The sequence below is a fragment of the Marinobacter sp. NP-4(2019) genome, assembly GCF_003994855.1.
Taxonomy (GTDB): domain Bacteria; phylum Pseudomonadota; class Gammaproteobacteria; order Pseudomonadales; family Oleiphilaceae; genus Marinobacter.
In genome coordinates this window covers 1,373,015-1,395,284 of sequence record NZ_CP034142.1, presented here as the reverse complement: position 1 = coordinate 1,395,284, position 22,270 = coordinate 1,373,015, and the positions used below count along the sequence as shown (strand labels likewise).

Here is a 22,270-nt window from a genome sequence, read left to right as displayed (position 1 = left end):
TGTTGTTTTTATCGTTGAATGCTGGGTTCTAGATTTAGCACAGGGTGCTGTTTACGTAAAGGTAAACTTTAGACGAATATTGCAGATAGACAAGCTCTCTTAGAAACGATCAGGAAGGGTGGCCGCTGGTCAGTATGTGGTGCAGCCCATCGCACTCCACCATCGGGTCCTCACAGTTCACCACAATGTCGGATCGGGCGATCACATACCCCTTGCCGGTGATGTTATTTTCCACCACCTGATGATCGCCCTGCTGCCTGACGGCGGTGAATTCGCCGATAAAGCCAGTCTCCCGGAGTGACACCGTTTCCAGGCGATCCCCGGGCTTGATGCGCCCCTCGTAATACATCAGCGCCAAGCGGGCGGACGTGCCGGTACCGGTAGTGCTGCGGCAGATCACCCCCGGGTGGACGTAGGTGGCCGAGCGCGAACGATAATACCCCCCTGCCACATGCTCCACCGGCCCCATGAAATGCAGGAACGGCAGCGGGCCGACGTCACCGAGGGTATAGTGAGAGAACCCCCGCTCCGCCTGGATAGCCTCGACAATGGCATGGGCGGTATCGGCCAGCTTACGCTCCTCGTCGAGGGTCAGATCAAAGCCGAGCTCCGCGGCATCGACCAGCGCATAGAAGCCCCCGCTGTAGGCCACACTGTAGGTCACTCGCCCAACGGCGGGCACATCAATAGTGGTGTGGTAGGTATCGATGTAACTGGGCAGGCCCTCGCAGGTGATGGCTTCCACCACACCGTTTTCCACCATGGCGTCGATATGGACCAACCCGGCCGGCGACTCCAGAACAAAGCTCTGCCGGCCTTCTTTCTTGGCAACTATGCCGCTTTCCAGTACCGCTGTGGCGGTACAGATCGTGTTGGACCCGGAATAAATCGGGTAACCCATGACTTCCATGATGATGTACCCGACAACCGCTTCCGGGTCTGATGGCGGGACCAGCAGGTTTACCGACATTTCCGGAATACCGTAGGGTTCTTCCAGTAGCAGTTTGCGAAGCCCGTCTGCATCGTCCCGCAGGTATTCCATCTGCGCGCGGACCGTGTCACCGGGTAACGCGTCAATGCCACCGGTCACAATGCGGCTGACGTCACCACCGGCATGGGTGTCCATCAGTTGAATCGTCAGTTCAGGCTTCATCAAGCGTTCTCCAGGGACCAGGGTTTACCATGCTCTTCCCACTGTGAGTCAGGAACAATCACGATTTTGCCGAGATAATTGCTACCCCGGTTCACAAAGTAACGTTCGGCCTGATGAAGATCCGAGAGTTTAAAGGCACCGTGCAGGACCGGCTTGAGCTGTCCACCACGAATCCAGGCCATAAGCTGCTCGGCTTCCTCACGGGTACCGTGGGAGACGCCGAATATCTGCACCTGGTAAAGGTAAATGCGGGTCCAGAGAATCTCGCTGATGTTGCCGCCACTGGCACCGGCGATGCTCAGGCGCGGGTATGTATCGCGGGCGTTCATGTCGAAGATCATTGTGTCGATAAACACATCGGTCATTTCACCGCCCACCAGATCCATTACCGCATCCATGGGTTTACCGCCGGTTTCCGCCTTCACGCGCGCCACAAAACTGTCCATATCAGAGCGATCCAGAACGGCTTCAGCTCCCAGTTTCAGAAGTGCGTCCGCCTTGTCCTGCTTACTCAGTGCATAGGGAATGGCTCCCATAATCCGGCAGAGCTGAATCAGTGCCGTGCCCACACCACCACTGGCGCCGGTCACCAACACCCGCTCCCCCGCCCTGATGTTGGCGGAGGTCAACATATGCATAGCGGTCTGGTAGGAGCACATGCCCATGGCCGCCACTTCGGCATCCGCCAGTTCCGGATTGGGGATAGAGTGAAACTGGTCCGAGGGCAGGACCACGTATTCTGCATAGCCACCGTCGGCACCGTGACCGTAATAATCCGGGGTCAGGTTGATGTCTCTGCGATCGTTGGCGTAGATGTTGAAATCCAGCAGGCCCCGCTCGCCAATGCGGCTGTCGGCAACGCCCTCACCTACGGCCACAACACGACCAGCAATATCCGCCCCCTGGATGCGGGGAAACACCAGCGTGGGCTTTCCGCCCATCTGGAAGGATGTCATCTCACCTTTCTTAGTGGGATACAGGCCTTCCCGGGCCTTGCGATCAGTATTGTTCTTGGCGGTGGCGGTCACCTGCACAAGCACTTCACCAGGGCCCGGCCGGGGCGTGTCAACGTCCTGATATTCGAGCTTGTCGATATCACCGTGACCGGTGAGAACCATGGCTTTCATGGTGTTCGGGATCATGGTCTGACACTCCTCCCTGTCTGCTGAATTTCAGGTATCCAATCAAGATAGGTCAGATTCCCGGGTGTGTCAGGGGACCTTTCCGCACGGTAACCGCCCCCGAATCACAGGGCCCCCGGGAACGGTTACGGATCACTTGTCTTCCGGGCGATACAACCGCAGGATGCTGGAGAAATCCAGCGCTCCATTGCCCTGCCCTGCGTGCAACTCAAACAGATTACGAGCCAGGGCCCCCATCGGAATGGCAGAGTGATTTTTCACGGCGTTATCAAAAGCCAGTCCCAGATCCTTGTTCATCAGGTTCACCAGGAAACCGCCCTCATAACCACGGGACGCAGGAACGCCCTCCATCACCCCCGGCCATGGGTTGTACACGTTCAACGCCCAGTTGCCGCCGGAACTCTGCTTCATGATTTCGGACAGAACAGCAGGATCCAGTCCGTTTTTCACGCCCAGCGCCAGCGCTTCGCTAGTGCCCGCCATCAGAATTGCCAGCATCATGTTGTTGCAGATCTTGGCCACCTGGCCGGAGCCATGATCACCGGCGTGGAAGATGTTCTTGCCCATGCCCTCGAGAATCGGCTTGGCCTTGTTAAAGGTCTCTTCCGCACCACCGCAGATGAACGTCAGGGTGCCGGCCTTGGCGCCGCCAACACCGCCGGATACAGGCGCATCAATGAACGGAATATCGCGGGCCTTGGCCTCTTCGGCCACACCGCGGGCGGTTTCCGGCGCAATGGTGGACGAATCAATCACCAGGGTGCCGGCAGGCAGATTGGCCAGCAGGCCATCGTCACCCAGGTATACCGCTTCCACGTGTTGCCCGGCGGGCAGCATGGTAATTACACATTCCGCGCCCTTGGCCGCCTCATGGGCGGTTTCTGCCGTTTTCGCACCTTCGGACACCAGTGCCGCGACGGCATCCTTGGACAGATCAAACACGGTGACGTCATGTCCGGCCTTGACCAGATTGCTGGCCATGGGGCCACCCATGTTGCCCAGTCCGATGAAAGTAATGGTTGCCATATCTATTCCCCTTATTGTTGTAATCGTGTGAAAAAGTCGTCAATCCAGGCACTGTCCATTTCCGCCAGCGAGGCATAGCGCCAGCGGGGCTGCTGGTCCTTGTCAATCAGCAGCGCGCGAATGCCTTCGGCGAACTCGCCTTTGGTCAGGCAGTTGCCCGAGATCGTCAGTTCCTGATCCAACACTTCCTTCAGGCTGAAATGCCGAACGCTTTTCAGATGTCGCCAGCACAGCGCCAGTGACGTGGGCGATGCGGTCGCCAGGGATTTGGTGGCCTTGGCCAGCCAGCCGTCGCCGCCGGACAGCTCGTTCAGTTGCGCGACGATTTCTTCCAGGGAATCGGCATCCGTCACCCGGTTGATGTCGTCGAAGTGATCGCGCACCGGCGATTCCGGTCGTGCATCGGCGCTTTGCTGCTCGAACTGCCTCAGCACGCTGCTGACCACGGCGTAACTGTCCTGATCCTGCCAGTTCCGCTGCTTCAGAGCCTCTACCACCCCGGCCTTGAGATCGTGCCGGATGAAGCGGTCCGCCAGCCCGACAAACAGCGCATCCGCGCCATTCATGCGGGCGCCGGTCAGCCCCAGGAACAGGCCGGTGCGGCCCGGCGTGCGGTTAAGGAACCAGCCCGCCGCCACGTCCGGATACAGGCCAATGCTGCTCTCGGGCATGGCCAGTTTAGAGCCCTCGGTGACCACCCGGTGGGACGCGCCCGCCATGATCCCCATACCGCCACCCATGACGATGCCATGGCCCCAGCACACAATGGGCTTGGGGAAGGTATGGATAAGGTAGTCCATCTCGTATTCTTCTTCGAAGAAGGTGGCACCCTCGCTCGCTCCTGCGCCGGCACCCCTGGGTTCAGTCATGCTACGGTACAGGGCCACGATGTCTCCCCCGGCGCAGAAGGCCTTGTCGCCCTCGGCTTCCAGCCACACCGCACAGATGCTGCTGTCCTCCGCCCAACGTTTGAGCTGCGGCGTCAGCAAGCGGATCATTTCCAGTGACAGGGAATTGAGCGCCTTCGGCATGTTCAGCCGGGCCACGGCGATGTGGCTGCCGTCGGCGGTGGGCCACTCTTCGAACACCATTGGTTGAACAGTCATATCAGCGGTTCTTCCATTCCGGTTTGCGCTTGTCCAGAAAGGCGTTCACACCTTCTTTCTGATCCTCGGTGGAGAACAACTCCACGAACAGTTCCCGCTCCATGCGCCAGCCATCGTCATGGCTGCGACCATCGCGGGCGCTCATCACCAGGGTCTTGCAACGGGCAACGGCAGACGGGCTTTGCTTGCAGGCCATTTCCGCCAGTTCCAGCGCTTTCTCCAGCCCCTGGCCGGTAGGCACCACTTCCTCAACCAGTCCGATCTGCAGGGCCTTGTCGGCCTTGACCCGTTCGCCGCATAGAATCATCCGCTTGGCCCAGCCTTCACCCACCAGCCAGGGCAGGTTCTGGGTACCGCCAGCACACGGCAGCAGGCCAACGCCCGCTTCCGGCAGAGCCATCTGGGCATGCTCTTCGGCAATGCGGATATCACAGGCCATGGCGCACTCAAGCCCGCCACCCATGGCGTAGCCATTCACGGCCGCAATCGACACGCCGCGGAAACGGCTCAGGGTCGCAAAAGCCTCACCAAACAGCTGGGCCATCTCATTGGAACGAGCCTTGTCGCCGTCCGCAAAGGTTTTCAGGTCGGCGCCGGCGGAGAAGAACTTCTCCCCCTGCCCGGTCACCACCAGGGCAAAAATGTCACGGTCTTCGTTCAGTTCACGGACGGTTGCCGTCAGCGCGTTCAGGGAATCTTTGGTCCAGGTATTGGCCGGCGGGTTGTTGATGGTTAGTACCGCAATGTGTCCGCGTTTTTCGAGCTGAATCAGATCGCTCATGGAATTCTCCTTATTAAATGGCTCCGCGCCTTATTAATAGCTTCCGCCCTGTTATTGAATGGCTTCGGCCACACCGTCATCCAGCAATCGGCGGGCGACGATCAGGCGCATGATTTCGTTGGTGCCTTCCAGAATCTGGTGTACACGCAGATCCCGCAGGTAACGCTCCAACGGATATTCACGGATATAGCCGTAGCCGCCGTGCAGTTGCAGGGCATCGTTCACCACATCAAAACAGGCATCGGTGGCAAATCGCTTGGCCATGGCACAATGCAGCGTGGCTTCGGGGTCACCGCTGTCCAGCTTGAAGGCACCCAGGCGCACCATCTGTCGCGCCGCGACCAGGTTGGTGGCCATGTCCGCCAGTTTGAACTGCAGTGCCTGGAAGGCGGCCAGGGGCTTGCCGAACTGCTCACGTTCATGCATGTAGTTGCGGGCCCTCAGCAGTGCTGCCTGAGCGCCGCCCAGTGAACAGGTGGCAATGTTCAGGCGACCGCCGTCGAGACCTTTCATGGCGATGGCAAAACCATCCCCTTCATTCCCGACCCGGTTACTGGCGGGAATGCGGACATTTTCAAGGCTGATCATGCGTGTGGGCTGACTGTGCCAGCCCATTTTCTCTTCGTTCTTGCCGTAGGAAACGCCGTCGGCATCGGCGGGAATCACAAAGGTGGATATGCCTTTTGAACCGGAATCCGCATCGCCGGTGCGGGCCATCAACACCAGGATATCGGTGCTGCCGGCTCCCGAAATAAACACCTTGCTGCCATTGAGAATATAGCTGTCGCCATCCCGGACCGCCTTGGTCCGCAGGTTGGCGGCGTCGGAGCCTGCGCCGGGCTCGGTCAGGCAGTAGGAAGCCAACCACTCGCCACTGGCGAGTTTCGGCACAATTTCCTGCTTAAGGTCATCGGAGGCAAAACTCGCCACCATCCACGTGGCCATATTATGGATGGTGATAAAAGCTGCAGTGGAAGGACAGGCCGCGGCCAGCTCTTCCACGATGACCGAGGTGTCCAGTCGTGAAAGGCCCATGCCACCCAGGGCTTCCGGGGTATACATGCCCATAAAGCCCATGTCACCAGCTTCTTTCAGTACGTCTTTCGGAAAGATATGCTCGTCGTCCCATCGGGCAGCGTGGGGCGCCATGGATTTCTCCGCGAACGCCCGGGCCGCCTCACGAAACGCCAGCTGGTCTTCAGTCAGGTTAAAGTCCATCGTTACGCTCCAGTCTGAGAAGCCTGTTGTCAGGAAGGGGTGGAACTTTCTATGTCACTGCAGGGCCGGAAACAGGTTCCGGCCCATACACCCACCTTCAACGCTGTTAACGCAGCTGGATCGAGAAGTTGGCTTCGGACGTCGCTGTCGCCTCTTTGGAGAACCAGCGAGAGGTCACGGTCTTGGTTTCGGTGTAGAAACGCACCGCCTGCTTGCCGTAGGCATGCTGGTCACCGTAGAAAGAGCCTTTCCAACCGGTGAACGAGAAGAACGGCATGGGCACCGGAATGGGAATGTTCACACCCACCTGGCCCACGTCAATCTCGTGCTGGAAGCGACGGGCACAGCCACCGGAATTGGTGAAGATGGAAACACCGTTGCCGTATGGGCTCTTGTTGATCAGCTCAATGGCCTCACCCAGGCTGTCCGTTTCCATGCAGGAAAGGACTGGACCAAAGATTTCCTCTTTGTAGATATCCATCTCGGTAGTGACACCGGAGAACAGCGTCGGGCCCACCCAGTTCCCATCTGGCAGACCATCGACAGTGCAGCCGCGACCGTCCAGCAGGAGATTGGCGCCTTGCGCTTCACCGGTAGCAATCAGGGATTCCACCCGGTCCTTGGCCTTGGCACTGATGATCGGGCCGTAGCTGGCACCGGAATCGTTCCAGGCACCCGGACGAACCTTTGCCATGGCTTCCTTCAGTTCCGGAATCCACTGCTGCGCTTCGCCCACGAACACCGCAACGGAAATCGCCATGCAACGCTGACCGGCCGCGCCAACAGAGGCGCCTACCAGGGCGTTAATCACCTGCTGCTTATCTGCATCCGGCAGGATCACCATGTGGTTCTTGGCACCGGCGAAGCTCTGTACACGCTTCATGTTGCGGGTACCGGTTTCGTAGATGTAACGACCGACAGGAACAGAACCCACGAAGGACACCGCCCTGATCACCGGATCGGTCAGCAGTACGTCGACCTGTTCCTTGCCACCATGAACTACCTGCAGGACACCCTTGGGCGCGCCAGCTTCCTCAAACAGCTCAGCCAGACGCATCGGCGTCAACGGATCCTGCTCGGAGGGCTTCAGGATAAAGGTGTTACCGCAGGCAATGGCCATGGGGAACATCCACAGCGGGATCATCGCAGGGAAATTGAATGGGGTAATACCGGCGCACACGCCCAGCGGTTGGGTCCAGGAATGGGTATCCACCTCCCGCGCCACGTTCTCGACGGTTTCGCCCATCATCAGAGAGGCAACGTTGGCTGCGTGTTCGACCACTTCAATGCCACGCCAGACATCCCCCTTGGCATCTTCAAAGGTCTTACCGGTTTCCTGGGACAGAATTTCGGCAATCTCGTCGTGGTGCTCTTTCAGCAGCGCCTGGTATCGCAGCATGACCCGGGCACGCTCGGAGACCGGCACTTCTTTCCAGGTCTTGAACATTTCGCTGGCGCTGTCGATGGCCTTGCGCATTTCCGCGTCGGTTGTGCATGGGGCCTTGGCAATGACTTCGTTGGTCGCAGGATCGGTGACATCGATCCATTCGCTGGCCTGGCTCTGAACAAATTCACCTGCAAGATACAGAGGTACGTTCTTCATCATATATTCCCTGCTTGTTGTTGTACGTGGGAGCCGCCCGGACTTCAGGTGGGCAGCCATGTTTAAACTGATGCTAGCACAGGAATTCAGACCGCACCGATTGACTAAATTTCGTTCGTGATGGATTATCTTTCGATTATGCACGAATAAATCGGAATACCCATGACTGAGACCTCCCAGTGGCCGGTACCGGCAGACAGCATTCGCTATGTGGTGCCCGCGCCAATCATACGACTATTGTCTACCTATCCCCTGACCCGGGACCTGTACCCATTGGCGTTTGGCCACTACCGCCGGGCCACCGGACATCACATGCACAGGGAACATCACCATGACAATCTTTTGATTTACTGCACCGAGGGCAAAGCCTTCCTGAATGTCGAGGGGGAACCCTATACCGTGGAAGCCGGTGATCTGCTGTTGCTACCCGCAGGCGCGTCCCACCGGTACACCGCTGACCCGGACAACCCCTGGACTATTCACTGGGTGCACTACACAGGACCGCTTGCAGAAGATTTCCGCCATTACATGGGGTTTGACGACACCCGAATCAGACATCTCGGTCGCCAGCCGCGCCTGCTAGTGGACTTCAACGGCTTGCTGTCTGTAAGGCAGACAGGATTCCGGACCCGGGGGCTGATCCACGCCGCCAACCGTTTGCGCCAACTGCTGGCAGCGGTACCTCTGAATGCCGACGAAACCAGCCACGAGCGCAAGGCGGAATTGGACACCATTCATAACTATATGAGGGAACACCTGGATGAGCGAGTATCACTGGAGCAACTGGCCGACCTTGCGGGCCTGTCTCCCGCCCACTTTGCCACACGCTATCGGGAACAGACCGGAACCTCCCCTATCCAGCACTTCCTGCACCTGAAAGTGGAGAGGGCCTGCCAGATGCTGGACACTACCAGCCTGAGTTTTGCCGATATCAGCCGGCGCCTGGGTTACGACGATTCCTATTATTTCTCCAGACTTTTCAAGAAAGTCATGGGACAGTCCCCGAGGGATTACCGGCACACCAGCCGGCACTGATGGCCGGCCGCCCCCACTGGGCGATTCAGGCCAAGGTTCGGCCCGCCGGCATCTACGACTTTTGGCATCTACGACTTTTGTTGTAGCCTCCGGAACGATAGGCTAGTGTCCATTGACAATAGTGTGCCGGATTAGACGAAGTCGTAATCCGACAGCAACCTTTTATTTATAAGAGCGACTCCATGGCCATGTATACCATTGAAATAGATGAAACCTTCGACGTCCCCCGTAACCGGGTTTTTGCACTGTTCGCCGACCACGGTCGCTTCGGTAAAATGCTGGGCGCACCCGTCAAACGCATTCAGGACAGTGACCAGGCAGACCCCAACGGAATCGGGTCCGTTCGCAAGATTGGCATCGGCCCACTGAGCCTGGAAGAGACCGTCATCGGCTTCGAACCGGACTCACTGATTGAATACACCATCACCAGTATGAGCCCGATCCGCAATCACATGGGACGCATTCGATTCGAAGACTCCGGTGAAGGCAGAACCCGGGTGAACTACACCATCACCTTCGAAGATATTGTCCCCTTTACCGGCAAGGTGGTCAGCGCCGCTCTGGAACAGGGCATTCGCAAAGGCATCAAGCGCGTACCCAAGCTGGCATGAGTAAGAATCACCGCTGAATGATTGATAAATATCACTTTATTGACCTGACGCAATAATTCGGGCTGATCATTTTTGTACTCTCCGCGCATTGCAATATCCGGCCACCCCAGGCCGGATGTTGATTTCACCCAGGAGACAAAATGAAAGCCGAACCGATCGTCCTGTTCGATAACGGGAACCACAAGTGCCTGATGTTTGATTCCCTGGTAACTGGTGAAGGCGTTCAGTCCAACCAGTTTCTGATAGTCGACGGCAAACACGAAGCACTGATCGATCCGGGCGGGGATCTGACCTATACACCGCTCTCTATCGCTGCATCCCGCTACATGAATATCCGTGATATGGACTATGTGTTTGCCTCTCACCAGGATCCAGACATCATCGGTGCCATTGATCGCTGGATCGTACATACCTCCGCAAAGATCGTAACCTCGAAGCTGTGGGCCCGGTTTCTGCCCCATCTGGTTTCCAGCTACGTCACCAATGAGCTTGCAGGATCCGTTTACGACCGGATTGTCAGCATTCCGGATGGCGGCGCCAATGTGCAATTTGGCAATTCGTTCATCCAGTGCCTGCCGGCCCACTTTATGCATTCGGTAGGCAACCTTCAGTTTTATGATCCGGTATCCGGGATCCTCTTTTCCGGTGATCTGGGCGCCTCAATGGGCGGAGCAGACGACCATCTCCCGGTACGCGACTTTGACAGGCATATTCCTGACATGATCGGTTTTCACCGGCGCTACATCGCGTCCAACAAGGTTTGCCGCCTCTGGGCCAACATGATTAGGGAGATGGATGTCACCATGATCGTGCCCCAGCACGGCAAACGCTTCGAAGGCCCCGCCATGATCGATCGATTCCTGAACTGGGTTACGGAAATGGAATGCGGTATCGATCTGATGACGCAGGATCATTACCGGTGCCCCGTCGACTATGTATAAGACGCTCCTCAAGGGCCCGACAGACAGGCGATAGGTAGTATCCGCATTGTCATATCGGGCCTCCACATCTACTTCCACTATTCTTTTCCCGCAACACCTGTGTACAGTTGTTCACACAATAGAGCGGGGCCAGGAAGGCTCCTGACAACAAAAAGCAGCCATAGGGTTTTGTTTTTGTTTTTCTCTCTTAAAAGGAGGCTCAGATATGAGCATCAATACGAATCGACTGATCGGCCTTACCCAGGAACGGGCAATGGAAATTAACACCGGCGTCACGGACCTGCACATTGGCTGGCAGAATGAATACAGTCAGCAGGAACAGCGGGATCCGGCCGGACACCTTCACAGGGCGCCGGTAGTGACCTGGAAAAAGGACGATGTCACTTATCAGTTTGTCCCCAGGCTGACGTTCCGGGTAAATGTGACCGAAACCCCCTGGATCAGACGCGTCCTCGGGTTAACAGACGACCCCGCTTACATCGTCGATGGTGCGGAACTGGCAACGGCCATTGAAAGACAGTTGCTGAGCCGGGGACGGGAGAACCACAACCGCAGTGAATCCGCCGAAGCATAAGTCCGGATGGCATAAGATGGTGGACAGCAGCCTGCTGCTGTCCACCCTAGATCAATCCTTTGAATCCTCACGTTGCTATTCTGCAACCTTTTCAAGCTTCGACAGAAACTGTCTGGCTGCTATTTCCTCACTTGCCGCCAGTCTTATCCACTCAAGCCCGGTCTCATGCTCACCGCTGTCAAACAATCGTTTGCCAATGATCCATTGCGCTTCAGCATTACCGGCTTTGGCTGACTCCAGATACCAGTGCTCGGCCAGCGCCGCATTTTTTTCCACGCCACGCCCATGCTCGTAAGCCCTGGCCGCCTCCACCATACCAATGGAATCCTCCGCTTCCGCAGCCTCCAGATACCAGCGGAAAGCCAATGAATCACTCGGTTCCGTGCCGAGGCCCTGAGAATACATGTTCGCGAGGTTCAGCATGGCCTGACGACTCCCCTTCTTCGCAAGGACCCTGTACTGCTCGAAAGCTTCATCGTATCGCCCCATCTTGTAGACGGCATAGGCGTTCAGTACACCAATCATCTCCCGGGCCACACCCAACTGCTCATCGCCCCCATACGCCCGGACCGATCCCGGGATCACGAATAACCCGACACAGAAGATAGCGAACAGCCGTTGCGAACCGGCAAGCCTTAACCGGCATTGCTTTATTTTCCTCAGCATTGCGACCACCCGTTTCTGGCATGTAATGCCGACGTTATCAACGCACTCGGACACGGTCACTGACCCGAAAGTGCCGAAACCCTACTCTGTTGGTCGGATACAGGAAAACGACAGAATTGGTATGCCCTATCTGAAGAACTGACAAGAAAGCCTGTAACCGGACCAGCTTGTTGAGTAAAATCCGGCTCTTTCCGAACGATCTATGAGGCAGCGCAATGGGCAGAGCCTACCAAAACCGTAAAGATTCCATGGCCAAAACGGCCGCGGCAAAAACCAAGGTCTACAGTAAATACGGGCGTGAGATCTACATGTGCGCCAAGTCGGGTGGCACCGACCCCGACGGCAACCTGTCCCTGCGGGGACTGATCGACCGGGCCAAGAAAGACCAGGTACCGACCCACGTCATTGACAAGGCCCTTGAAAAAGCAAAGGGCGGCGCCGGCGAGGATTACTCACCAGCCCGCTACGAAGGGTACGGCCCCGGTAACTGTATGGTGATTGTCGATTGCCTCACCGATAACCCCAACCGAACCTTCGGCGACGTCCGCCTGGCTTTCACCAAGACCAAATGCAAAATCGGTACTCCCGGCGCCGTTGCCCATATGTTTGATCACTGCGCCATCTTCGCTTTTAACGGCGACGACGAGGAAGCGGTGCTGGAAGCCCTGATGGAAGCAGACGTGGACGTCACGGACATTGAAAATGAAAACGGCCTGATCACCGTATTCACCCCGAACACCGAGTACGCCAAGGCAAAGCAGGCCCTGGTGGACGCCATCGAGGGTATTGATTTCGAAGTGGACGAGATCCAGTTCCTACCCAAGACTTCCACCCCGGTGGAAGGTGACGATGTGGCGATGTTCGAGAAATTCCTCGACATGTTGAATGAACTGGACGATGTTCAGAATGTTTACCACAACGCGGAACTGCCTGAGTAAAATCAGCTTCCAATAAAAAGGCCCCGCTGCTCAACGGAACAGCGGGGCCTTTTTATTTCTGCCTGCTACCTCGGTGTGGCAAACACCTGGGTCCAGTAATTGTCGTAATCAGCGGTACTGGTGTCCACCCGCGAAACCGCAAACTGGGTAAACCTGGAATCCATAATGTTACGGCAATGACCAGGACTATCCAGCCACGCCTCAACCACCGTATCCACATCGTCATAACCGGCGGCAATATTCTCACCCACCACGGACCACTCGTAACCGGTTGCCGTCACCCGTGCACCCACACGCAAACCGTCGGAACCGGTGTGACTGAAAAAGTTATTGGAGGCCATATCATTACTATGGTGCGTAGCGGCACCTTCAATCGGGCAGTTGTAGGCTAACGGCTCGGCTGCCGCAAACTGCTCGGAGCCACAGCTTCTTGCCGAGGCCCGGGCCGCATTCACCCTTTCAAGCATGTCCGCCTGATACTGATCTACCTCGCAACCGGCGATCACGATTGACCCGGCACTCTCATTCTCTTTTTTACTTTCCGGGGACGTCTCGGAACTGTTAGCCACAGCAGAGGAGCCGTCACTGTCGGAAGAGCTACCGCCACCACCGCCACAGGCAGTCAGGAAAATGGCCGATACCAGAAGAGCAGGGAGCGTCAAATAAACGTTCATATTTTGCCAACAATCCAGTCAATAATTTGTTGGCCCAATATACATAAAGACCGCCTCAACAAAAGCGTACGGCCTATCAAAACTACAACTCTTAACAAAGCCTTACCGAGGAGTCATAAAGGTCATTACGGAACTTACGTGCATGGCACATAATGACATGAGCATGCCGCCAGCAGGTGTTACCCGGGGCCGTTGTTGAGTATGATCACCCTTTTACATGACGAGGTGGGAGCACATTCATGCCCAATGACCAGGCAACCGGCAGAGTACCCCGGTTGGTGATACTGAAAACCGGTTCAACTTACCCCTCAATCAAGGCGGAATTCGGTGATTTCGACCATTGGTTCGTCCGGGAATTGGGCGTAGAACTAGATATATCCGTGGTTAATGTCGCCGCAGGAGAGTCCCCGGGACATCCCGAGCAATGGGACGGCATCGTCGTTACTGGCTCGCCGGCGATGGTCAGCGAGCGGGCAGACTGGAGTGAGCGGACCGCAACATGGCTTGCTGACGCCGTCGGTCTCCAGATTCCTCTGCTGGGGGTTTGTTATGGACACCAGTTGCTGGCGCACGCACTTGGCGGTGACGTAGGCTACCACCCTCAAGGCCGGGAAAGCGGTACCTTTGATGTAGAGCTATTCGATTCCGCCACCACAGACCCACTACTGGGCCCAATGCCGAAGCGCTTTCAGGCGCAATTGACCCATCGCCAATCCGTTCTCCGGCTCCCGGAAAATGCCGTACTGCTGGCAAGAAACGAATTCGAACCCCACCAGGCGTTTCGGATTGGGCGTTGCGCCTGGGGAGTCCAGTTCCACCCGGAGTTCACGGCAGACATCATGAAAGCGTACCTGGAGGTACAGTCATCGGATCTTGAAACAGAAAATCAGGACGCCCGTGCACTCATCTCATCGGTGGCCGACACCCCTGAAGCCACCAGTCTGCTCAAGCGATTTTCGGAGCTGGTACTGAACGGCTGACGCTCCGGGAAGCCAACCCCGCCGGCCGGCTATAGCCGGGTCAACAGAACAACAGAAACGTTATCCGAGGCCCGGTTATCCAAGCTGGCACCGACCAGCGCTTCCACCGCACTCTGTGAGTCCCCGCACTTATCCAGAAGATCTGGCCATAGATCATCTGGCAATGCATTGGTCAGGCCATCGGAGCACAGAAGCAGCCTGTCGCCAACACCGAGGTCGCAACGTTGATAGCTCGCATCGATTGATGACGACGTTCCCAGCGCTTTTGTCAGCACATTGCGGAACGGCATATGCGGCACATCAGCGACCGTGATACTGCCGTCATCCAACATATCCTGAACAACGGTGTCGTCACGGGTCAGGCATGTCAAACGGCGGCCACTCAGCCAATAACACCGGGAATCCCCCACGTGGGCCACATGCCCCCTGTCCTCTATAACCCATGCCACCACCAGGGTTGTTCCCATCTTATCCAGACTGGCATCTCCGGCCCGACCAGCAATGATGTGATCGTTGGCCCGAGTTACGCAGTCCTGCAGGATCTCACGCATCACGCTATCGCTCAGCCCGGAGTAGCTGGACGTCGGCTCCTGCAGCCTGGGCGCCATGGTCTCCAGCACCGCCTCCATCGCCAACTGGCTGGCGATTTCGCCACCGTGATAACCTCCCATGCCATCAGCTACCAACAACAATGCCTGATGGCCATCGTGTCCTAACTGCCAGGCCACGACATCCTGATTGGAACTTCGGACCGTGCCGATATCACTCAGGCCGGAAATGTCATAATGCATCGCGACGCCTCCTCTCCGGCAAAGACGAAAGGACCTCTCGTGCAGTATAGTCTTTACCAACTGCCTCTATGAGCCTGGAAGCTTACTCATGACATTGAAGTTGCTGCTCGCCATGTTTGCGCTGGTTATTTTCAGCACTGGCCTGTACCACACCCTCAAGCCACTGCCAGCAGGCGTCGGATATCGCGGATCGGAAGCCCCCCTGACCGGCGCAAAACTACTGACGGACATCACCACCCATGGCGCGGATGGCACTGTCCGGTTTGACCATGAGATATTTGACGAGGTGTTTCGCCTGATCGGCCAGGCCAATCGGTTCATCCTGGTCGACATGTTCCTGTTCAACGACAGCAAACCGGACGGCGTCACCCATCGCCCTCTGGCCCGACGGCTCACTGAAACCCTGATTGAGCGCAAGCTGGCCAACCCCGATATTCAGATCGTGTTGATCTCCGATCCGATCAACACCTTCTATGGGGGCACCACCTCCCCTCAGTTTTCGCAGCTGCGTAAAGCGGGCATTCAGGTAGTGGAAACCGACCTGAACAGACTCAGGGACAGCAACCCGGCCTGGTCCGCATGGTGGCGGGTGTGTTGCCAGTGGATGGGCAATTCAGCCCACTCAGGCTGGCTTCCAAACGCCCTCGGTGGCGGCCCCGCCACCGTCCGCAGCTATCTGGCGCTGCCAAACTTCAAGGCCAATCATCGTAAGCTGGTCGTGGCGGATGAGGGGGCCCAGTTACGCGGATTGGTCACCTCCGCCAATCCCCACGATGGCAGTAGCCGGCACAGCAACGTCGGATTGAGCTTCACGGGCCCGGCGGTTGCCAGCTTGCTGGAGAGCGAAAAGGCCGTCCTGGCACTGTCTGGAGCCGAAACCCGCATAGTAGAGCGAATGATCGACAACAACGGGCAGAACCAGAACCTCGCGGTGTCTCCAGATGCAGACACCCTTCAGGTGGTGACAGAATCCGCCATTTTGTCCAGTGCGCTTAATATCATTGAATCAGCACACGCCGGCGACCGCATCGACATGGCTGTTTTTTACCTGTCCCATCGCAGGGTCATTAATGCTCTCATCGAAGCCCGGCAACGTGACGTTGAGATCCGGATCCTGCTGGATGCGAACAACGATGCCTTTGGCCATAAGAAAAACGGCATTCCCAACCGCCCCGTCGCGGCAGAACTGGTCCGTTCGGGCATCCCTGTCCGTTGGTGCTACACCCGGGGCGAACAGTGCCATAGCAAACTGCTGATTAAACGAAACGGGGCCGATACCGCAGATGTCCTGCTTGGCTCAGCGAATTTCACCCGCCGAAACCTGGACGATCTGAACCTGGAAACCAGCGTTCATTTGCGCTCGAAGGCATCGTCACCTTTAGTCAAAAAGGCTGTCGATTTCTTTGAAACACACTGGTATCAGGGGCCGGACAGCCATACGATCATGAGCCTTCCCTACGAAACCTGGGCCGACGAATCAACGTTAAAGTACTGGCGCTATCGACTGATGGAAGCATCCGGGCTGTCCACTTTCTGATACCGGAGCAGCGTAATTGGTCTATAAACAAATGAGGCATATGACAAACCATTAAGTTGATCCTGATCAACGGACTGCTTATCGTTGAAAGCAGACCATAACCGAAAAAACAGGAGCGAGGGATGCAGGCAATCCGCAAGAACCTAAAACATGTATCGTTCTTTCTGGCCATCCTGATGGCCATGACAACGGTTTGGTCATCCGCCGCGACAGCCGACGTGATTGGTACCGGGGAGCTGCTGACCGAACAGCGTGCCAACCTGGACCGCGAATCCCTCCTGAACATGCTCGAGCAGCAGGAGGTCAAGGACAAACTGGCCGACATGGGTGTCAGCCAGGACGTTGTCGAAGAACGAATCCAGAACCTGACGCCATCGGAACTGGCAGAATTCGAGCAACAATTGGCGCAAGCTGAAGTGGGTGAAGGGGTTGTGGGCATTATCGTCCTGTTCCTCCTGGTGTTCATCATCACCGACATGCTGTGTGCGACCAATCTGTTCTCGTTCATTAACTGTATTCGCTAGGGGTCGCTGAAAGATAGCCAGTGACTATGTACCGCCTCAGCGGCCTGTCCGGAACCATGATCAGCCTGGCGCTGGTCATGGTTCTGGCAGGTTGTGCCAGCAGTCCCAAATGGCCGGAACGACCTGTCGCGGGCAGTCAGGCCAACATTCATCAGCGGACCCTTCTTCACTCCGTGCCTTTCTACCCCCAGGCACGGTACCAGTGTGGCCCCGCCTCCTTGGCGATGATGCTGAATGCCCGCGGCCTCAACACTCACCCGGATGTACTGAAAGAACTGGTTTATCTGCCGGAGCGAAAGGGCAGCTTACGGGTTGAGCTGGTCGCGGGCGCCAGAAGCCATGGCATGCTGGTCTACGAACTGGATGGCACGCTGGAAAGCCTGCTTTCGGAAGTCGCTGCGGGAAATCCCGTGCTGGTGATGCAAAACCTGGGATTCGACTGGTGGCCCCAATGGCATTTCGCGGTTGTCATCGGTTTTGATCCGGAAGCCCGCCACATCATCCTCCACACCGGTACCCGCGAACGCCATGAACAGAGCCTGACCGTCTTTACCAACACCTGGAACCGGGCCGAACGCTGGGCGGCGGTGGTGATGAAACCGGATCAACTGCCTGCGACCGCGAAACCACTGGATTACCTGATGGCCGCCAATGACCTGGAAACCACTGGTCGCACCCTTGCCGCCATGACAGCCTACAAGACAGCGGAAGCACAATGGCCCGACCAACCCGCGGCTCTCATGGGACAGGGTAATATTGCCTACTCGCAAGCCGACTGGACAACGGCCGTCGAACGGTACCACCGGATGACCGAGCGCTTTCCCCGGGTTGCCCCGGGCTGGTATAACCTGTCCCAGGCGCTCAGGCAGGCAGACTGCCCATCCCGGGCCAGGGAGGCCGCCGCCTGCGCAGCGACATTGCAGCCGGATCGCTTTGACACGCCATCCGGACAAAGCGGGGACGCCCATCCAGACAACACCCACTGCCCCGTTATCCACTGCCCTGAGCCAGTCGACCAGTGATTCTTCAGGGTTTGCGGAACAGGACCACGTCCTTGACTGGCACCTCCATGGTCCAACCCAGCCTGTCTGCCAGCCAGGCCATCGTCGTCTCGCGATAAAACACCACATGGGTAGGATCGCGTCGATAGTGCCAATTGGCGAATTTGCTGTCGTCGGTCTGAAAGCAGGTCATCACCCCCAGCCAGCCACCGGGCTTCAGCAGGCAGTCCAGCTCACGGAACACCTCATGGGGACGGTGCAGGTGCTCCACCACTTCCGTACAGGTGACGAAGTCGTAGCGCTGATCCAGTGCCGCTGATTCGGGATAGTAGAAAGGGTCGTAGAGGCTGACTCTCATGCCAGCCTCTTCCATCATCCGGGCCAACGCCGGTCCCGGCCCGCAGCCAAATTCCAGCCCCCGCGCTCCTTCGGGCAAACGATCCAGCAGCGGCGTTGTAAGTTTCGAGAGGAACCGCCGATAGCCGGAGTCGTCAGGGGCATTATCATGCAGATCGTAGATTTCCCTCTCCTGCTCCGGCGCCAGCCAGTGGGCAGAATCCATCACCGTCGCCTCGCATACCGGACAACGACGATAAGCGGTGCCCCTCACCCGTTGAAAAGGCCGGAGCTCCCCCTGTTTGCAGACCGGGCACACTCGGGATGGACTTCCCATTTTCTGTATCTGTGAATTCAATGGCTCCCCCTACAACCTAACCAAACTGTCATTGTCATATCCGGCCATGAAACAAAAACCGTGATCAAGCCGAAAATTCACCGGCGCAGCCCGTGCGTATACTGGCCCTTATTTTTTCAGGGACAGATCCATGGAAACTTCCAGTCACGTGGCACTTGAAGTACCCATCATTTCCGCACGTTATGCACGCCGCTTTATTCACTTCATGGAAAGCAAGGGAGTCAAGCGACAGGCCATCCTGCAGGACACCGATATTACCAGCGAACTGCTGGATAATCCGGATGCCAGCCTGTCGATGCAACAGGTCATGAACCTGCTGGGCACCGCTGAATGGCTGATGGGGGATGAACGCGCTCCCTTTCAGTTTGGCCAACTGCTCGACCTGCCCGCCCACGGCCTGCTGGGCTTTGCCGTACTGGGGCAAGAAAACCCCCGCCGGCTGATTGGCATGATTGTACAGTACCTGCGCGTCGGGTTACCGCTGATGGATATGGAACTCAGTGCCACCGGCGCGACCTTCCGGATCCGCCTGATTGATACCTGGGGACTCGGCAACCTTCGGCCCTGCCTGACCAAAATCTACATGGGCAGTATCCAGCGTGTCTCCTCCCAGGTGTGCAGCCACTTCAATATAGCCTTTGATTTCCCATCCAGGCTTGGCTCCACGCCCTGGCAACGGCTTGCCAACGATTGTGAATTCCAGTTTGATGCGGAGCACAGCGAGATCATCATGCCCCTCTCTGGCACCCCCATCCGCACCGATGACGCTGGTCTCGAATTTATTCTTGCCCGTAACTGTTCGCATCCGATGCCGGATGAAGAACCGCAGGATGAAACTGTGATGCAGGTACGCGAGATGATTATGAGTCAGCCGGGGCGCCCCTGCACCACTGAGAACATCGCCCGACGACTCGGTATCAGCCCGCGCTCCCTCCGGCAATATCTGGCGGCAGCCGGTACATCATTCAGCGAACTGCGCAACGGTATTCGCGAAAGCTTCGCCACCCTTTACCTCCGGGACACCAGCGTGTCGCTGGAGTCCATCGCCGAAAAGCTCGGGTTCAGCGACCAGGCCAGCTTTACCCGAGCCTATCGCTCCTGGACCGGACGAACGCCCGGGGAGGTCCGCCGTCAGAGTCGGGGCAACAAATAGTCCATCGACTCTGCCGACATATCCGGTTTGATCACTGTCACGAAATCAACATTCTTTACACCCATCTTCCGCTTTGAACAAAAACTTCGCCGGCGCTGGCAATGACGCAGCGGCACTATCCCCTGCCAAATAGTACCCGGCCATGCAGCGTCCGCTGCCGGCCAGGAATTCGTTGCAAGACCGATACAGCAGTCCTCATCGGTGGTGTCTGCAACCCACAAAAACAACGATGACCATAGCCTTACAGAGGACGAACTCATGAAACGCAGGAAACACAACACAACGGTCCGCAAGCTCGGGCCGGCCATCGCAGCGACGGCGCTGATGGCAGGTGGCGGTCAGGTACTCGCCGACCCCGTATCCCTTGAACTGGAATTTACCTGCCCATTTCCATTGATTGGCGACCAGCCGATCCGTGCACAAATCAGCGCGGATATTCCAAGCCAGCAAACTGTTGGCGACCCTACGCCGGAATTCACCATTGAAGCCCTTACCGTTGTCAATGAAGATTCCCGGACCGGGCTAAAGCTGGTGGGGTCCGAAACCATCGAAGGTACTGCAACCAACCAGACCATCGTCGTCACCCCCAACCGGGAGATTGACCTGACGGTACCGTTGACCATCCCGCCATCCCCCATTCCCGACGAGCCCGGCGAATTCACCATACCGGCAGAGGGTGTAGCGCCTGCAATCACCTTTAACAGTGATGACGTGGGCGAGGCACTGATTACCGTCGGCACCCTGCAACTGGATATGATCGCCCGCACCGCCAACGGCGAGATCGCCCCGGCCCCGATTGGAGAGTTCACCTCCGATTGCACCCAGAACCCCGGGCAGGAAAACGTGCTCCAGACGGTCCAGGTCATCGAAGACGTCGTGGATACCCCCCGCATCAGCGTCAACCGCGAGAACATTGCCTTTGGTAACGTCCAGGCCGGTCTGACCGCGGAAGACACGATTACCATTGCCAACACCGGTAACGCCGAGCTGGGTATCAACAACATCAGCATCAGCGGCGCCGATAACAGTGCGTTCATGCAAACCAGCAGCTGCACCACGGTTGCGCCGTCATCGAGCTGCGACGTCAACGTGACCTACATTCCCAGCGGTGAAGGCGAACAGAGCGCTGTACTGACAATTGAATCCAGCGATGTGGATAATCCCGCCGTGGACGTCCCCCTGACCGGCAAGAGTGTGCTGGCCCCGGTACCGGAAATCTCCGTCACTCCGGAGAATCTGGATCTCGGCAGCGTACTGATTGGTGAGACAGCCACCGCGCAAGTGGTCATCGGCAATGCGGGCAACGAAACACTGCTGATCAACGGCATCGGAATCGAAGGCGCTGACAGCAGCGCGTTCCAGCAAACCAACAACTGCACCACGGTTACTCCGGACCAGACCTGCACGGTGGATGTCAGCTTTACCGCCTCCTCCGAAGGCGAGCGCAATGCGGTACTGAAGATCACTTCGGACGATCCGCAACGGCCTGACATCAGCGTGAATCTGAGAGGCTATCGTGACAGCGGTGCCAGCGACATTCTCGAGCTGCTCCTGGACCTTGAAGGCTCCACGTTCATCAAGTCGTCCGACAGCATCCTGCCCCTGAACGGCAGCATCGCTACGGAACTGGAACTGTCCAGCGGCACCTTCGAAGCGGACCTGGACCTGGAGCCCACCAGCGGCCAGTTCGAAATCAAACTGCTGTTCAGCAAGCTGAAGGCAAACGCCGACGTGGAGTTCGAGCAGGCAGAGACCACCACCGGCACCCTGATCAGTGGCAAGTTGACGGCCAACTCCAGGCTGTATGTGAAGGTGCCGAAAGTGGCAATGGACCTCTTCGGCCTGCCAGTACCTGTGGGTGGCGGCAGTGACTGTCGCACGATTGAGCCGGTGAACATCACCCTTGAATCCAACGAGGGCACCACCTTCTCACCAGCCACGGGTGGTGACGTCAGCGGTGTCTACGACCTGCCACCACTCGAGAACTGTGGCCCGCTGACGGACGTCCTCAACCAGTTCCTGAGCGGTTCCGGGAATACCATTGATCTCTCACTGACCCCGGCCCCCTGAGGAAGCCACGGAGAAACCTGCGTTCTCCCGGCCTGCCAGCCCACCTGGCTGG

At 57.4% G+C, this 22,270-nt stretch carries 22 protein-coding genes; 11 read left to right on the top strand and 11 right to left on the bottom strand.

Annotated features, from left to right (window positions below):
• Window positions 1–109: 109 nt before the first annotated feature.
• From EHN06_RS06435 to EHN06_RS06405, 7 genes are all read right to left on the bottom strand, one after another.
• Entirely contained in the window at window positions 110–1,153 is a 1,044-nt protein-coding gene (locus EHN06_RS06435) for a proline racemase family protein (RefSeq protein ID WP_127331235.1), read from the bottom strand.
• Window positions 1,153–2,295 (bottom strand): zinc-binding dehydrogenase, encoded by a 1,143-nt coding sequence (locus EHN06_RS06430; RefSeq protein ID WP_127331233.1) that lies wholly within the window; start codon window positions 2,293–2,295, stop codon window positions 1,153–1,155. The genes EHN06_RS06435 and EHN06_RS06430 overlap by 1 nt, the downstream gene beginning before the upstream one ends.
• A gap of 132 nt (window positions 2,296–2,427) precedes the next feature.
• Window positions 2,428–3,321, bottom strand: a complete 894-nt coding sequence (gene mmsB / locus EHN06_RS06425; protein WP_127331231.1) for a 3-hydroxyisobutyrate dehydrogenase — start codon at window positions 3,319–3,321, stop codon at window positions 2,428–2,430.
• 11 nt (window positions 3,322–3,332) lie between these two features.
• On the bottom strand, window positions 3,333–4,427 hold the full coding sequence (locus EHN06_RS06420; RefSeq protein WP_127331229.1) for an enoyl-CoA hydratase/isomerase family protein: 1,095 nt from the start codon (window positions 4,425–4,427) through the stop codon (window positions 3,333–3,335).
• 1 nt (window position 4,428) lies between these two features.
• Window positions 4,429–5,208: an enoyl-CoA hydratase gene (locus EHN06_RS06415; protein WP_127331227.1), complete on the bottom strand. Its 780-nt coding sequence runs from the start codon at window positions 5,206–5,208 to the stop codon at window positions 4,429–4,431.
• A 51-nt stretch (window positions 5,209–5,259) separates the two neighbouring features.
• Window positions 5,260–6,426, bottom strand: a complete 1,167-nt coding sequence (locus EHN06_RS06410; protein WP_127331225.1) for an acyl-CoA dehydrogenase family protein — start codon at window positions 6,424–6,426, stop codon at window positions 5,260–5,262.
• A gap of 106 nt (window positions 6,427–6,532) precedes the next feature.
• Complete coding sequence (locus EHN06_RS06405; RefSeq protein ID WP_228257421.1) at window positions 6,533–8,032, bottom strand: CoA-acylating methylmalonate-semialdehyde dehydrogenase; 1,500 nt, start codon at window positions 8,030–8,032, stop codon at window positions 6,533–6,535.
• Between the two features lie 159 nt (window positions 8,033–8,191).
• Here EHN06_RS06405 and EHN06_RS06400 point away from each other — a divergent pair, with 159 nt between their 5' ends.
• From EHN06_RS06400 to EHN06_RS06385, 4 genes are all read left to right on the top strand, one after another.
• Window positions 8,192–9,064: an AraC family transcriptional regulator gene (locus EHN06_RS06400; RefSeq protein WP_127331223.1), complete on the top strand. Its 873-nt coding sequence runs from the start codon at window positions 8,192–8,194 to the stop codon at window positions 9,062–9,064.
• 182 nt (window positions 9,065–9,246) lie between these two features.
• Window positions 9,247–9,675 (top strand): SRPBCC family protein, encoded by a 429-nt coding sequence (locus EHN06_RS06395; RefSeq protein ID WP_127331221.1) that lies wholly within the window; start codon window positions 9,247–9,249, stop codon window positions 9,673–9,675.
• 140 nt (window positions 9,676–9,815) lie between these two features.
• Window positions 9,816–10,616: an MBL fold metallo-hydrolase gene (locus tag EHN06_RS06390; protein WP_127331219.1), complete on the top strand. Its 801-nt coding sequence runs from the start codon at window positions 9,816–9,818 to the stop codon at window positions 10,614–10,616.
• Between the two features lie 205 nt (window positions 10,617–10,821).
• Window positions 10,822–11,190, top strand: coding sequence for a hypothetical protein (locus tag EHN06_RS06385; RefSeq protein WP_127331217.1), 369 nt, complete (start codon window positions 10,822–10,824; stop codon window positions 11,188–11,190).
• Window positions 11,191–11,265: 75 nt separating this feature from the next.
• On the opposite strand, the gene EHN06_RS06380 is transcribed toward EHN06_RS06385, so the two are convergent.
• The gene (locus EHN06_RS06380; protein WP_127331215.1) at window positions 11,266–11,856 is read right to left on the bottom strand and encodes a tetratricopeptide repeat protein; all 591 of its coding nucleotides are present in this window, start codon (window positions 11,854–11,856) and stop codon (window positions 11,266–11,268) included.
• Between the two features lie 215 nt (window positions 11,857–12,071).
• On the opposite strand from EHN06_RS06380, the gene EHN06_RS06375 reads away from it, so the two are divergent.
• Window positions 12,072–12,794 (top strand): YebC/PmpR family DNA-binding transcriptional regulator, encoded by a 723-nt coding sequence (locus EHN06_RS06375; protein ID WP_127331213.1) that lies wholly within the window; start codon window positions 12,072–12,074, stop codon window positions 12,792–12,794.
• Window positions 12,795–12,859: 65 nt separating this feature from the next.
• Here the strand turns inward: EHN06_RS06375 and EHN06_RS06370 are convergent, their stop codons facing one another.
• A complete protein-coding gene (locus tag EHN06_RS06370; protein WP_127331211.1) occupies window positions 12,860–13,468 on the bottom strand; it encodes a CAP domain-containing protein in 609 nt (202 codons plus the stop codon).
• Window positions 13,469–13,707: 239 nt separating this feature from the next.
• Here EHN06_RS06370 and EHN06_RS06365 point away from each other — a divergent pair, with 239 nt between their 5' ends.
• Window positions 13,708–14,448 carry a glutamine amidotransferase gene (locus EHN06_RS06365; RefSeq protein ID WP_127331209.1) on the top strand — a complete coding sequence of 247 codons (741 nt, stop codon included), beginning with the start codon at window positions 13,708–13,710 and terminating at the stop codon, window positions 14,446–14,448.
• A 29-nt stretch (window positions 14,449–14,477) separates the two neighbouring features.
• On the opposite strand, the gene EHN06_RS06360 is transcribed toward EHN06_RS06365, so the two are convergent.
• Window positions 14,478–15,239 carry a PP2C family protein-serine/threonine phosphatase gene (locus EHN06_RS06360; RefSeq protein ID WP_127331207.1) on the bottom strand — a complete coding sequence of 254 codons (762 nt, stop codon included), beginning with the start codon at window positions 15,237–15,239 and terminating at the stop codon, window positions 14,478–14,480.
• An 88-nt stretch (window positions 15,240–15,327) separates the two neighbouring features.
• Here EHN06_RS06360 and EHN06_RS06355 point away from each other — a divergent pair, with 88 nt between their 5' ends.
• The 3 genes from EHN06_RS06355 to EHN06_RS06345 all read left to right on the top strand — a co-directional run bounded on the left by EHN06_RS06355 (window position 15,328) and on the right by EHN06_RS06345 (window position 18,322).
• The gene (locus EHN06_RS06355; RefSeq protein WP_127331205.1) at window positions 15,328–16,776 is read left to right on the top strand and encodes a phospholipase D family protein; all 1,449 of its coding nucleotides are present in this window, start codon (window positions 15,328–15,330) and stop codon (window positions 16,774–16,776) included.
• Between the two features lie 122 nt (window positions 16,777–16,898).
• Window positions 16,899–17,300 (top strand): PA2779 family protein, encoded by a 402-nt coding sequence (locus tag EHN06_RS06350; protein WP_127331203.1) that lies wholly within the window; start codon window positions 16,899–16,901, stop codon window positions 17,298–17,300.
• A gap of 26 nt (window positions 17,301–17,326) precedes the next feature.
• Window positions 17,327–18,322: a PA2778 family cysteine peptidase gene (locus tag EHN06_RS06345; RefSeq protein WP_127334365.1), complete on the top strand. Its 996-nt coding sequence runs from the start codon at window positions 17,327–17,329 to the stop codon at window positions 18,320–18,322.
• A gap of 4 nt (window positions 18,323–18,326) precedes the next feature.
• Here the strand turns inward: EHN06_RS06345 and EHN06_RS06340 are convergent, their stop codons facing one another.
• The gene (locus EHN06_RS06340) at window positions 18,327–18,863 is read right to left on the bottom strand and encodes a class I SAM-dependent methyltransferase (RefSeq protein WP_228257420.1); all 537 of its coding nucleotides are present in this window, start codon (window positions 18,861–18,863) and stop codon (window positions 18,327–18,329) included.
• A 262-nt stretch (window positions 18,864–19,125) separates the two neighbouring features.
• Between EHN06_RS06340 and EHN06_RS06335 the strand changes: the two genes are divergently transcribed.
• Window positions 19,126–20,148: a helix-turn-helix transcriptional regulator gene (locus EHN06_RS06335; protein WP_127331199.1), complete on the top strand. Its 1,023-nt coding sequence runs from the start codon at window positions 19,126–19,128 to the stop codon at window positions 20,146–20,148.
• 258 nt (window positions 20,149–20,406) lie between these two features.
• Window positions 20,407–22,218: a choice-of-anchor D domain-containing protein gene (locus EHN06_RS06330; protein ID WP_127331197.1), complete on the top strand. Its 1,812-nt coding sequence runs from the start codon at window positions 20,407–20,409 to the stop codon at window positions 22,216–22,218.
• Window positions 22,219–22,270 lie beyond the last annotated feature (52 nt).